Genomic DNA, 11,966 nt, shown 5'->3' on the forward strand with positions numbered 1-11,966 from the left:
TGGCCACGATTCGGTGGTCGCGCAGGAGACCGGCCAGGTGCTCGGCGGTGGACCGCCTCACATCGAGCACGGCGGTGTATGTGACACTGGTCGGCACGTGAGGCCCCTCGGCCGGATCTTTCTGTCGCAAGATCGTTCCTACCAGGGGCCTTATGCCTGCCCGGACTTGGGGGATACCGCGGACCGCGCGACGCGCCTCCCGCTCACGGACGGTGGCCGACGGTTACTGGGAACAGCTCACTGAGGTGATCACGCCGCAGAACAATCCGGAGTTCGCAGCGCTGCTGAAGGCAGACTCGTGTGACGATGCGAACCTGGCCTTTGCAACCAGGTACGAGGGGCGGACGGTCGCGTTCAACGGCTCGATCGTGCACATGGCCCCCCATGGTGACGACGACACCCGCTACGACTTCCTCCTGGGCCCAGGTGACAAGGGGGCGAACACGACGATCGGCCCGGCCTTCAAGTACGAGGATGTCAACGTCTTTGACCTGAAACTGGCCGGCAAGAAGATCCCTGCCACGGTCGGCGTAGGTGACAAGTTCCGCTTCGTCGCCGAGGTAGGCGAGTTCAACGCAGATCAGTGCCTCTTCTTCCTTCACCCGACCTCGACGGAGATCCGGTAGCCGTGATGGGCAGCCGCGTTCACGGAACCAGCGCGGCACCAGCACGGCCTGGTGGAGCGGACCGAGCGCCCGACTTCCGCATGGAGCGCTGATGCGCCGCCATTGCCTGGCCAGCAGGCGGACCGGGTGCAGCACGGCGTGGCGCGGAACGTCGAGCGTGGCAACATAGGCGGCCAACGCGAAGCCCTCTGATGGTTACGGGCATGATCATGGGCGGAGACCTGTCCTATCAGCGGCTTCGCGTCTGCCCGCAGCCGAGGACGGCTTGCGCAGCTTGCTCACGCAGCTTCGCGTAGATCGTTTCGCTGGAAACGGCACCGTCTTGACGACTCGGGGGGAGTGCGCCGTGGAGATCACCGTCCAGTGGATACGGACGTCCTGGACGAAGGAGTCCCGGGGAGAGGAGGCCGCCTCGCGCAGGAACACGGCCCCGGCCGGCTTCGCTCTCCCTCCTGCCGGGACCGGCACCTGCGCCCACGTGGTGCGCATGCATGAGCGTGACGGCTTCACGCCCATGCCACGTGGGAAGACCGCGACAGGGTCGATGTCCGGCTTCGGGAGGCCGGCGGAAGGCTGCGAGTCTTCCCGCGGGTGCAGCCTCTGTTCGCCCTGCCGCCTCGGCCGCTGCGTCCCCCGGCGGTACGGCTCGGTCCCGGCCAGTGGGTGCGCCGGCAGCTCAACTACCGCTTCAGCAGTGCGACGGGTATCCGGGGCTGGTCGTACTGGCTGGACACGTTCAACATCGCCTACGGCCCGGTCGAGGCCGATGTGTTCCTCTCCACGCCCACGGTGTTCGTCGACGAACAAGGGCCGCTCCGATAATCCCATGTCCTGGCGTCGGCCATGGCCGCGGACGGCGTTGCGTCACCGAGACCGGACTCCTTTGCTCACCCTCACGGAGTTCGTGCCCGGTCCCGCCGAACGTGAGCGAAGCCGGGACCGGCCGGGCAGGCGACGCGCCGGCGTTCGCGGGGCGGCGAAGCGCAGGGCGGGCCGGTTGAGGGTTTCCGAGTCGTCGGCGCGGAGGGGTGCACCGGGTGGGCTCGGTGTCAGTGGCGCCGCATACGGTCTGCGCATGGTGGATCAGAGGTGGACGGGTGTGCGCCGGCGCGTCATGGCACTGGGCGCCCACCCGGCGGCCGGCAGCGAGGTGTTCGGGGCGCACGGGCATGGATGGGCCTTGGAGGAGCCGCTGCGTGAGGATGAGCTTGCCGAGCTCGAGGCGCAGCTGGGTGTGCGGCTGCCGGAGGAGTACCGCACGTTCCTGACCTGTGTCGGCGCGGGCGGTGCGGGCCCCGCATACGGCCTGTTCCCGGTGCGGCGCGTGCAGGGCCGGTGGCGCTGGGAGGGCGACGGCGCCGATCTGGCAGACCTGTCCATGCTCGCCCGGCCGTTTCCCGAGCAGGGGCCGGATCCCGAGATTGTCGAGGCTCTCCTCGCCGAGCGTCCCGAGGAGGAGGACTTCGAGGAGATCGAGGAGTTCGACGACGCGATCGAGGCGTGGGACGAGCGGTGGGGCGCCGTCATGTTCGCTCCCGAGCGCACCGCCGGCGCGATCGTGATCTGCCATCTGGGCTGTGCCCTGCGGCAGTGGCTGGTCGTCAGCGGCGAACACCGCGGCACGGTCTGGTCGGACGGGCGGGCGGACGACGCCGATCTGGCGCCGCTCCTCGGCGCCGACGGGCAGCCGGTGACGTTCGCCCGCTGGTACCTCGACTGGCTGGAGAAGGCCGAACTCGCAGTGCGTCAGGCGTCCTCGAATGCCTGTGGCTTTGTTCACGAGAACTGACGGCAGACGTTCACCGGCTTCGACAGCACGGAGCGGTCCGGAATCGTCGAACGACGGTGTTCTGATGACACCTGTCAGGTCTCGCGCCTAAGGTGTGCCGGTGATCTTCAGAAGGAAGCAGAAGGCCGCGGATCTGGCCGCCGTCGTGTCGGAGCTGGAGCAGGCGGTGGCCGCTCGCGACGGTGGCCGCACCGAGCGTGCGTTCAACGCGGCGATGAGTGGTCTGCAGTCGGCGACAGGCACCGATTGCGTGCCGGTGGGGCCTCGGTTGGCCGCGCTGCTCCCCGCTTTTCCGCCCACTGGTCCGCGCCCGGTGCTGGCGACGATGGCCGGCTTCTGCGTGGAACGCGGTGCCGATCCGATGGCCTGTGCGGAGCCGATCCTCGACGGCACCCACCGGGACCTGCTCGATGCCCTGGAGTTCGCCCGCCGCTGGGCCGCCGGTGGTGCCGGGGACGAACTGCCGGCGGCCGACGAGAAGATCATCGACGACGCGCTGATGGCCCGGCTGGGTGGGGAGGCGCACGAGGCGTTGCGGCTGGCGCTGGCCTGGTGCTCGGTCGAGCAGTGGCAGCCCCCCGCGCTGGCCGTGCTGTGCCGGAGTACCGAGGTGCGCCGCCGGCACGCATCCGCACTCCTCCCCGCCTGCCGCGACCTGGCGACCCTGGAGCGGCACGACCTGAAGTGCCTGGCCTACGCGCTGGCGATCCTGGACTACGAGCCCCTGGTGGTGTTGCACCGGTCCACCGGAAGCGGGTTCGAAATGCGCATCGGCGGCATCGGGGACAACTTCCAGCTGCACACGCTGCTCGCCCATGTACTCGTCGGCGGCGGCCACGTGCCCGGCACCGCACCGTCGGCGGAAAGCGTCCGCCTGGCCACGGACCCCGAGCCCGCCCAGGGGCGCACGGAGACCGTCGCGTCCGGTGCCTTCGAGCTCCTCGCCCCGGACGGGGAGCGGATCTGGAACGAGGGGCTGCCCGACGACATCCCCGTTGTGGAGGGACGACGCCTCCTCGTGCTGGACGAACCGATGTATCCGCGCAGTTGGAACGCCGACCGGTTCTTCCCGATGCTCCCGGGGACGGTCGAGCTGACCCGTGTGCTGTCCGCCGACGAGGCCCAGGCTTGGTTCGCCTACACCTGCTGGAGGTCCTGACTCGATCGCCCGGCGCCACCGCTCGGCGTCGACTGCCGCCGCGATCAGAAGTCGGGACTCGGACTTGGCCTCCAACGGACAAGAAGCGCGCCGGGGGCTGTCGAAACCGCTGAACACCTGCCGTCGACTCTCGTGAGCAGAACCATGCCTGACACCGGTTCCCGCTCCCGCGCGAGCGTCGGCACCGGCGTCCCGGCGGTGCGCCGGCCGGCGGGTCCGGCCGCCTCCCGCCGTCGCTCTGGGCGCGATGGGCACCGTCACGGCCCGTCCGCTCCCGAAGCGCTCCGTACGATCACCGGAATTTCTGGAGGCAGTGTTGTCCTCGCTCCATGACCTCGCGACCTGGGAGCCGCTGCTGCGGCTGCTGCGGGCCGCCAACGCGGAGCGCCTGGCCGCCCCGGGCGGCCGGGTGGCAGGACGCATCGGCCACCACGGATGGAGTGTGCCCCTGCGGCGGCGGTCCCGGCGGCCCGGGCGGGCCGCCCAGGTCGAGGACAGGCAGGCCGAGTACGACGCGGTGGAACGGGTGCGCAGCGCGCTCGCGGACGCCAACGCCGATGAGATCTCCTTCGTGGCGGAGATCTCCCCGGCCGGAAGGGCGGTGCTCCACCTGTGGGGTTCCAGCCCCGCGGTGGAGGCGGGTCTCGGCTCGCACCCGGGCTCGCTCCTCCTGGTCGAGGACGCCGTTCCCGAGCCCTGGCGCCGCCTGCCCGACCCGGTGCCCGGGGCGGCACCGGCCCGGTCGGCGGACCCGGCGCTGCTGGAGCGGACGCTCCGTCAGCGGCTCCCCGACGCCGTCGGCGCGACCGAGGCGGAGATCGCCGCCGCACAAGCACGCCTGGGCGTCGCGCTGCCCGAGGAACTCAAGGCGCTCTACCGGGTGGTCCGGGCGGGCTGGGAGGACTGGGACGGCGACTACGAGGCGGCCGAGCGCGTCTCCCGGGCGGTCGGCTGCGAACTCCTCGCCCTGGAGGACCTGTGCGTCGCCGACGTGCGCTCCCGCCCGCGTCCCTGGGAGTTCGCGGCGGTGAAGACGGCCGTCACACCACCGGACGCCACGGTGCAGTGCCTGGTCGGCTCGCCCGGCTGGATCGTCTTCGGCGACAGCGGCGGCGGCGACCTGATCGCCGTCGATCTGACACCGGGCCCACGCGGGCACACCGGGCAGGTCATCATGCTCGACCACGAGCAGAGCATCGGCGCCGACCTGCTCGCCGACTCCCTCACCGACCTGGTGCTGCACGGACGCGGCGAAGGGCGCCGCGGCCCGCGCGGGGACCAGCCGCCGGCCGTGGCCCGGGTCAACATCGTCGGCCTGGGCAGTGTCGAGGCCGCCGCCCACCCGGAGCTGGAGGTCCTGTCCATCGGCGTACTGGAGGGCGAGCCGCTCAGCCTCGCCCCCGTCACCGGACTGCCGCGCCTGCGGACCCTGACCGCCTACCCCGGCACGCTCGCCGACCCGCTGGAGATCGCCAAGCTGACCGGGCTGGAGTTCCTGAAACTCGGACCGCGGCAGTGGCGCGTCCTCCTCGACGCCCGGGCCGTACCGCGCGGCCTGTCGGCCGCCGCCATCGAGGTCCACGGCGACCAGGACCCGCTCCCGGTCGTGGCCCTGGCCAACGATCTCCTCGCCCTGTGGGATCGCCCCCCGATCACCCGGACCGTCCTGGAGGGCCACCTCGGCCCCATGGTGTGACTCAGCGGCGGGCCCGGCGGCCGGGAGGGGCCTGTGCGGTCATGGCCGGTGGACGCGCCGGTCCAGGGGGTGCGGTTCTCTCGGAGGCGTCGGCACGCAGGTCGGGGGCGAGGCGTACCGGGTAGCGGGCGGTGGTCAGCATCTCCGCGGCCCAGGTCGCGCGCCGGTTCTCCCAGTCGTGCCCCATGTCGAACGGGAGCCGGATCCAGTGGCCGCGCAGAGAGGGCTCGAACAGAAAGCCCGCCCGGCGCAGGATGTCTCCGGCCAGGGAGTCGAGAACGCCGTCGACGTCGACCTCGCCGCCCTGGCCACGGGTGATGCGGATCGGTTCGGCGTCGGGCTTCACCGGCGCCGCCCGGTGGTGGAGGCGGGCAGGTGGGCGGTGGGTGAGTAGGTGGGCTTCGGCGGGACCGGACGTGCGGTGGTGGGTGCCGTGCCGCGCTGCGGGGAGCGGCCGGCTGCTGCCTGTGCCAGGCGGCTGCGGCGTTCCATCAGCCCGTTCGGCCGGGCCGGGCGCGGTGGGGAGGACGAGGCCGCGGGGTCGAGGGCGTGGTCGGCGTGCACGGTGTAGCCGTGGCGGCGCAGGTCGTGGACGGCCTGGCGTGCGCGGCGCGGACCGTCGCGCTCGGGCTCGGTGAGCCGGAACAGCCCGGGGGTGTCGGGGACGGGCTCGAACTGCTCCCGGGTGAGGAACCAGGTCGCCAAGTGGGCGGGCACGGAAGAGGTGAAGGCGGCGACGAAGCCGTGGTCCGTGTGGGTGCCGAAGACGAAATGAGTGCCGGGCTCCAAAGAGCGGTTCTCCTTGTGGTGGAAGCGGAATGAGTCAGCGGCGGGGTGCATGACGGCCCTGGGGGAGGGCTCGGAGTGGCGGGGCGGCGGCCAGGAGCGGGTGCCGTCGGCGAGGTGCTGCGGCGCGGGCCTGGCGGAGGAACGGATCGCTGTGGGTGAGCCAGGTGTCGATGGCCGGCCAGAGCCGGGCGTTCCGCTCCAGCCGGGTGAGCGAGGTGTCCTTGTCCACGCTCTCGGCGTCGATGAGGGTGTCGGCCAGACGCGCGAGGATCCGAGCGTCCTCGGGCCGGCCGGTGGCCGGGGGACGGCACCGGTCGAGGAGCGCGGGAGCGTGCTGCATGACGCCGAGGAACTCGGCCCGGGCCCGGTTCAGGAACGTCTCGGCCGCCTTGCCGAGCGCCGTGCTGTCGGTGGAGGTGGCCTCGCTGTACCGGCCTGAGGTGGCGGTGGTGGTCCAGATGTCGTGCTCGGCGCGAATGCGGTCGAGAGCCTCGGTGACGGCCGCGAGCCGCCTGGCGTGGACGGCACGCTCATAGGCGGGCAGGTATCGCTCCGTGATCATCAGGGCCGCACGGTCGGCGAATGGCGGCAGGACGATGCTGTGCGGGGCGTGCTGGTCGCCGTGCCCTCCCTCGAACGACTCGGGGGCGAGTGCGCCGACCAGGTAACCGAGCCGTCGGCCGGGGTGCTCGACGAGCAGCAGAGTCGCTCCGGAAACCGCGTCGGTGAGGGTGGCGGCGTAGGGGATCGGCTCGTGCTGGACGGCGTGGGCGAGTTCACCGCCGTCCCACAACCACGGCACCAGGTCTCCCTGCCACACGGGATGGGAGTAGAGCTCGACGCGCGTGTCCCACCTGCCGGGCAGGAGACCGGCGATGTCCTGAGCGGTGTCGCCGAGGAACCGCCGACTGCTGGTCGTCACCTCCACCCCGCGTGTCCTGGCGTGGCGGATCAGGTCGGCCACAGTGGTACGCGAGATGTCCTGGCGCGTGGACGGCAGGTGATGCACCCAGTCGTCGCCGCGACGGAAGCCGGACGCGGCGAGTGCCTGGTGCGCTGCCTTGTACCTCTCGCCGTGAGCGGTGGCGACGATCCCGTCGCCGCGCCGGTAGGCGAGGATGATCCGTGTGTCAGCCATGGGCCGGCTCCGGTGTCGGGGTTCCAGCAGCCGCGGGACGGAATAGTCTGTTCAACGAGACTCCATCCTTGGGCTCATGGGAATCAGGGGCACGGAAGTCGCGAACTCACGGACTCTTCAGTGCATGCGGGCGTCGGTGTCGAAGAGCGCCCGCTCGTGGGCGTGGAGGAGGTGCTGGACGACGAAGGAGCGTCCGGCGACCTTCCACAGGCCGCGGCCTCGGTTGAGGTGGGCGATGGCCTCGGCTTCGACGGAGGTGAGGCCGAGGAGGGTGGCCGCGGCGTGGAGTTGGTCGGTCTCCTGCCGGTAGACGATCCGGGTGGAGCAGTCGGCCAGGAGCCCTTCGGCCAGGGCCCGGCCGCGGGATCCGGCGTCGCCGGCGGTGAGCAGGTCGGACAGCCGGTGGATGACCATGAGGTTGGCGATGCCCAGACCGCGGGAGAGTTTCCACTGGGCCTGCATGCGCTGGAGGAGCCCGGGGTGGCGCATCAGGCGCCAGGCTTCGTCGTAGACGATCCAGCGCCGGCCGCCGTGCGGATCGGTGAGGGCTGATTCCATCCAGGCGCTCGCGCAGGTCATGGCCAGGACGAGGGCGGTGTCGTCAGCCCCGCCACCGAGGCGGGACAGGTCGATGGTGAGCATCGGCGAGGCGGGGTCGAAGCTCACGGTAGAGGGCGCGTCGAACATGCCGGCGAGGTCGCCGTGGACCAGGCGGCGCAGGGCGTGGGCGAGGTCTCGGGCCGCGTCCCCGAGGCGCCCGGACACGAGTCCGGCGGCCTCATCGAGCCGGTCGGGGCTGTTGAGGGCGGCGGCGATGTCGCCGAGCAGCGGGGTGCGGCCTGAGCCGGCGGCGCGGGTGACGACGGCGTCGAGGGCGATGTCGAGGGCGGTGTGCTCCATCGGCAGCAGGTCCCGGCCCAGGACGGTGCGGGCCAGGGAGCCGAGCAGCAGCAGGCGCCGCTTGCGGACCTCCCCGGCCCAGTCGGCCTCCGGGACGGAGGCCGGGCGCGGCGCGGCGTCCAGCGGGTTGAGCCTGCCGGGCAGGCCGGGGCCGAGGGCGACGGAGGTGCCGCCGAGCGCGGTGGCCACCGGCGTCCACTCACCCTTCGGGTCGCAGGGCACGTAGACGCGGTAGCCGAACGCCACACTGCGCAGCGCGAGGGACTTGGCCAGGGCGCTCTTGCCCTGTCCGATCACCCCGGCCAGCAGCACGTTGGGGTTGGTGAAGCCCTCGACACGGCCGTACAGGGCGAACGGGTCGAACACGAAGCTCGCCTCCGCGTGGACGTCGCGGCCGATGTAGACGCCCTCGGCTCCCAGCCCGCCCTCGGCGAGGAAGGGATACGCCCCGGCGGCGACCGCGGTGGTCATCCGGTGGGCGGGCAGCTTTAGCCGGTTGCCGCGGGCGGAGGCCGGTCCGGGCCGCCCGCCGGCCGGGTAGACGGCAGGCGGCATCTCCGGCTCGGCCGGTGTGCGTCCGGCCGGGTGGCCGGCGGTCGCGGAGCGGGCCTTGGCGGTGGCCTCGGCGAGCCGGCGGCGGGCTGCCCTGCGGGCGGCGCGGTCGGTGCCGTGCGGGGTGAACAGCGGAGAGGCCGAGGCTCGGCGGGCTCGGCGGGCGGACCGGTGAGTCATGGCAGGCGGGCCTTCACAAGCGGGGCGGTCGGCGGGGCGGGCTCAGACGACGGGGGAGGCGGAGAACCGGTGGGTCCGGTAGCCGTCGCCGTCGTTGTTCCAGTCCAGGCGCAGCTCGCCGTCCCCGAGCCCGCGGGCGCTGCCGATCCGGTAGGCGAGGGTGCCGGTGGTGTAGTTGTTGTTGTAGTTGGCGCCGCTGGTGGAGTCCTCCAGCCGGGCCTCGATGCCGTGGTGGGCCCGGGAGGTGAGGACCGGGTCGGTGCCGGACTGGGACCGCTTGATCTGCAGCCGGAAGTAGGCGCCGTCGAAGAGGCCGTTGTCGTCGGCCCGGGCGTAGACCGGGCCGTCCCAGGAGAGCCTGGCGTAGGTGTACACGTACGATCCGGACCGCTTGGCGCAGATCGTGGTGGTGACGTTCCAGTTGTCGGGCCACGGCCCGTTGTAGGCGGCGTCGTCGATGCTCTTGTGGCTGGTGGTGCAGCGGTATCCGGCGGCGGAGGCCGGGGCGGCGGTGGCCAGGCCGGTGGCGGCCACCGCGGTGGCGATCAGGGCGGTGGAGGCGGCGCGGGTGAGCTTGCGCAAGAACGGGGCCTTTCTGTTGCCCGGGTGAAGGGTGGGGGAGGGCTACGCGGCGCGGTGGGTGGTGTGGCCGTACGGCGGGCTCTTGAGGTCGGTGGGGGTGGTCTTGCGGCGGACGGCGTGGCCGGAGGCGAGGTGACGCCTGCAGATGGTCAGTACCGGCGGTCCGTCGGGCAGCCGTTCGGGGTGACACTCCGCGCCGTCGGTGTCCCGGTGTGCCGTGGGCAGCAGGTGGAAGGCGTCGTGGACGGCGGTGGCGGCCTGCCACAGTCGGGTGCACGCGGTGGCCAGATGGCGGCCTGCGGCCGGACGCGGAGGGCGGGCCGCGTCGGAGAGGTGGTCGAGGAACTGGTGCAGGACGGTGAGGTGGGCGTGCAGCACATCAAGGTGCGTGCGGTCCACCACCGCTCGCGGCTCGGCCGCCTGTTCGGCGAGGGCGCGGGTGTGGTGGCGGATGCCCGCGCTGGCGGCTCGGAGGTAGGGGTGCGCGTCGTCCGGACGCGGGGGAGAGGTCAAAGAGCGGGTTCCTTCCTGCCGCCGTGTGGGGGGCAGAGGGCGGGTCGGGCTCAGAGGACGGTGCGGGCCAGCGGCAGGGCGCCGAGGGTGAAGGCGTCGGGCTGCTGGTAGTTGAGGCGGCGCAGGTCGACGCCGGCGGTGACGGCGGCGGTCTCGATCTGCGCGCAGGCCGCGTCGAGGAGGGCGTCGGACTCGGCGGTGACGGTGACCAGGCCGGTCAGGGCGACATCGGCGTGCCCGGCGATGAGCTGCCGCTCGCGCGTCTTGACGTCGGCGTACTCGACGGAGTCCTCCTCGCTGTCGACCTGGCCGCGGCGGGCGCGTTCGCCGGCGTCGGCGACGATCGCCGCCTTGCGCCGCTGGACGTCCCGCAGCGCGGACTCCAGCCCCTGCGGGACGTAGACGAGCGAGAGGCTTCGGCGCACGCCCGCGGTGAACATCAGCCCGTGCAGGAACCCGGCGCCCATCTCCACCCTCGGCCAGTTCTCCACCCAGTACGTGGCGTGGCGTGCGGTGTCGGTGGCGAGACGGTCGTACTCCTCGACCTGGACGACGGGCCCGGCGGCGGCAGGGCCGGCCTCGGCGCGTCCGGTGTCGGACCACTGCTGCAGGGCCGCGAGGGCGCCCGGGTCGTAGGCGGTGCGGATGACGGCGGCGATCTCCCGGGCGGACAGCCAGCCGGTGACCGTCAGGCCGGCATTGCGGGCGGCCTGGGTGATGGAGGAGGTGGTCTGCTCCATGACCGTGAACGCGCCGGGCAGTCCGCCGCCCGCCTGGCCGATGAGCCGCCTGGCGGCCTTCAGGTCGAGGGAGATGGCGAGGTAGGTCTCGTGCGGGGCGGCTGCCGGTCCGGCGGAGGCGACCAGCTCGGAGTAGATCTGCCCGGCGACCGGGGCCTCGGCCCGGCCGTGCCGGGCCCAGTGGCGGGAGAGGGTGTCGCCGGAGTCGGGGACGGTGCGCTCCAGGACCTGCACACGGGCGACGTGGCCGGTGCGGGCGACGCCGGCGAGGGCCCGGCCCCAGCCGTTGACGTTCGCGTTCTGGGTGGCCGGGTCGAGCAGGGCGAAGGCGCGGGAGGAGACGCGGGCGACGGCGGTGAGGGTCTGGTGGTGCGGGTCGTGGACGGCCGCGGCGCCGTTGGCCGAGTCGCCGGGGGTGGCGACCTTCAGGGAGGCCGTGGTGCCGGGCAGATGCAGGACGCCGTCCTGGCGGGGTCGGGTGACCGGCCGGGCCAGCCACAGCGTCTGCCCGGTGCGGCGGCGGTACGCGTAGCGGGTGACGATCGGTGCCCAGTCGATCAGGGACCGGCCGTGGCGGCGGATCACGACCAGCGCGGCGGCCGCGGCCCACAGCGGGGCCAGCGCCACTGCGCCGAGCAGGCCGGTGGAGACCACCGTCACCAGCAGCAGCGCCAACGCAGCCGATGCGAGGAGGAGTTGGGGGAGGGAGAGGCCGAGGAGGATGCCGCGACGCGACCGGTGTGGGAACTTCACCGTGACCGGGGCGACGGAAAGATCAGACAAAGGACTGGTCCAGAGGGCGCGGGCGGGACCCGGGTGCGGGGAGCGGCGTGCACGTCCCGCCCCCGGGCGGGGAGAGGAGGGTCAGGGGCTCGTCGGGGGCGGCGCGGTCGCCGCACCACTGTCGGCGGCCTGTGAGCCGGAGGACGGCGGAGCGCCCTGTGGGGGAGGCGTGGTGGTGGGCGGTGTGGAACTCCACCCACCGACCCGGCCGGGCGTGGCACCGGCCCCTGGGCCACCGGCAGCGGCGGCAGTGCCCGGACCGCCGCCGACCTGGCCGCCGGTGTCGTCGGTGACGCCGGTCGGCGCGGGCTGTACGGCCTTCTCCAGACCGGACTTGACGGCATCGCCACCGGACGAGTCACCGCCCCCACCGCCCTGCGGGCCCTTCCGGGCCCATCCGCCGACCGAGGCGGGGGCGATGTCACCGGGGAACCCACCGCCGCCCGGAATCGCGTCCGGGCCCTGCGGCGCGGCCCCGGCCCCGGCGCCCGCTCCGCCCGCGGCACCGCCGGTTCCGGC

12 protein-coding genes and 2 pseudogenes are annotated in these 11,966 nt (G+C 72.9%); 5 read left to right on the plus strand and 9 right to left on the minus strand.

Going from position 1 to position 11,966, the window contains the following annotated elements; translation table 11 throughout:
• Positions 1–97, minus strand: a pseudogene (locus AC2CJA_RS17595) (IS5/IS1182 family transposase); the annotation flags it as partial.
• Positions 98–212: 115 nt separating this feature from the next.
• Here AC2CJA_RS17595 and AC2CJA_RS17600 point away from each other — a divergent pair.
• The 5 genes from AC2CJA_RS17600 to AC2CJA_RS17620 all read left to right on the plus strand — a co-directional run bounded on the left by AC2CJA_RS17600 (position 213) and on the right by AC2CJA_RS17620 (position 5,270).
• Complete coding sequence (locus tag AC2CJA_RS17600; RefSeq protein WP_484603646.1) at positions 213–626, plus strand: DUF4839 domain-containing protein; 414 nt, start codon at positions 213–215, stop codon at positions 624–626.
• Positions 627–1,217: 591 nt separating this feature from the next.
• Positions 1,218–1,448, plus strand: coding sequence for a hypothetical protein (locus AC2CJA_RS17605; RefSeq protein WP_484603647.1), 231 nt, complete (start codon positions 1,218–1,220; stop codon positions 1,446–1,448).
• A 253-nt stretch (positions 1,449–1,701) separates the two neighbouring features.
• The gene (locus AC2CJA_RS17610; RefSeq protein ID WP_484603648.1) at positions 1,702–2,415 is read left to right on the plus strand and encodes an SMI1/KNR4 family protein; all 714 of its coding nucleotides are present in this window, start codon (positions 1,702–1,704) and stop codon (positions 2,413–2,415) included.
• 100 nt (positions 2,416–2,515) lie between these two features.
• Positions 2,516–3,574 carry a hypothetical protein gene (locus tag AC2CJA_RS17615; RefSeq protein WP_484603649.1) on the plus strand — a complete coding sequence of 353 codons (1,059 nt, stop codon included), beginning with the start codon at positions 2,516–2,518 and terminating at the stop codon, positions 3,572–3,574.
• Positions 3,575–3,890: 316 nt separating this feature from the next.
• The gene (locus AC2CJA_RS17620; protein WP_484603650.1) at positions 3,891–5,270 is read left to right on the plus strand and encodes an SMI1/KNR4 family protein; all 1,380 of its coding nucleotides are present in this window, start codon (positions 3,891–3,893) and stop codon (positions 5,268–5,270) included.
• Between the two features lies 1 nt (position 5,271).
• Here the strand turns inward: AC2CJA_RS17620 and AC2CJA_RS17625 are convergent, their stop codons facing one another.
• From AC2CJA_RS17625 to AC2CJA_RS17660, 8 genes and pseudogenes are all read right to left on the minus strand, one after another.
• Positions 5,272–5,616, minus strand: coding sequence for a hypothetical protein (locus AC2CJA_RS17625; RefSeq protein WP_484603651.1), 345 nt, complete (start codon positions 5,614–5,616; stop codon positions 5,272–5,274).
• Positions 5,613–6,059, minus strand: coding sequence for a hypothetical protein (locus AC2CJA_RS17630; protein WP_484603652.1), 447 nt, complete (start codon positions 6,057–6,059; stop codon positions 5,613–5,615). Before AC2CJA_RS17630 ends, AC2CJA_RS17625 begins: the two co-directional genes overlap by 4 nt.
• Before the next feature lie 34 nt (positions 6,060–6,093).
• Positions 6,094–7,197 (minus strand): hypothetical protein, encoded by a 1,104-nt coding sequence (locus AC2CJA_RS17635; RefSeq protein WP_484603653.1) that lies wholly within the window; start codon positions 7,195–7,197, stop codon positions 6,094–6,096.
• Positions 7,198–7,314: 117 nt separating this feature from the next.
• A complete protein-coding gene (locus tag AC2CJA_RS17640) occupies positions 7,315–8,829 on the minus strand; it encodes a VirB4 family type IV secretion system protein (RefSeq protein WP_484603654.1) in 1,515 nt (504 codons plus the stop codon).
• A gap of 42 nt (positions 8,830–8,871) precedes the next feature.
• Positions 8,872–9,411, minus strand: a complete 540-nt coding sequence (locus AC2CJA_RS17645) for a hypothetical protein (protein WP_484603655.1) — start codon at positions 9,409–9,411, stop codon at positions 8,872–8,874.
• Between the two features lie 42 nt (positions 9,412–9,453).
• Positions 9,454–9,924 (minus strand): DUF6238 family protein, encoded by a 471-nt coding sequence (locus AC2CJA_RS17650; protein WP_484603656.1) that lies wholly within the window; start codon positions 9,922–9,924, stop codon positions 9,454–9,456.
• A gap of 50 nt (positions 9,925–9,974) precedes the next feature.
• Positions 9,975–11,447, minus strand: a complete 1,473-nt coding sequence (locus tag AC2CJA_RS17655) for an SCO6880 family protein (protein ID WP_484603657.1) — start codon at positions 11,445–11,447, stop codon at positions 9,975–9,977.
• Positions 11,448–11,528: 81 nt separating this feature from the next.
• Positions 11,529–11,966, minus strand: a pseudogene (locus tag AC2CJA_RS17660) (SCO6881 family protein); the annotation flags it as partial.

It is taken from the genome of Streptomyces sp. ATLC9 (assembly GCF_057196705.1).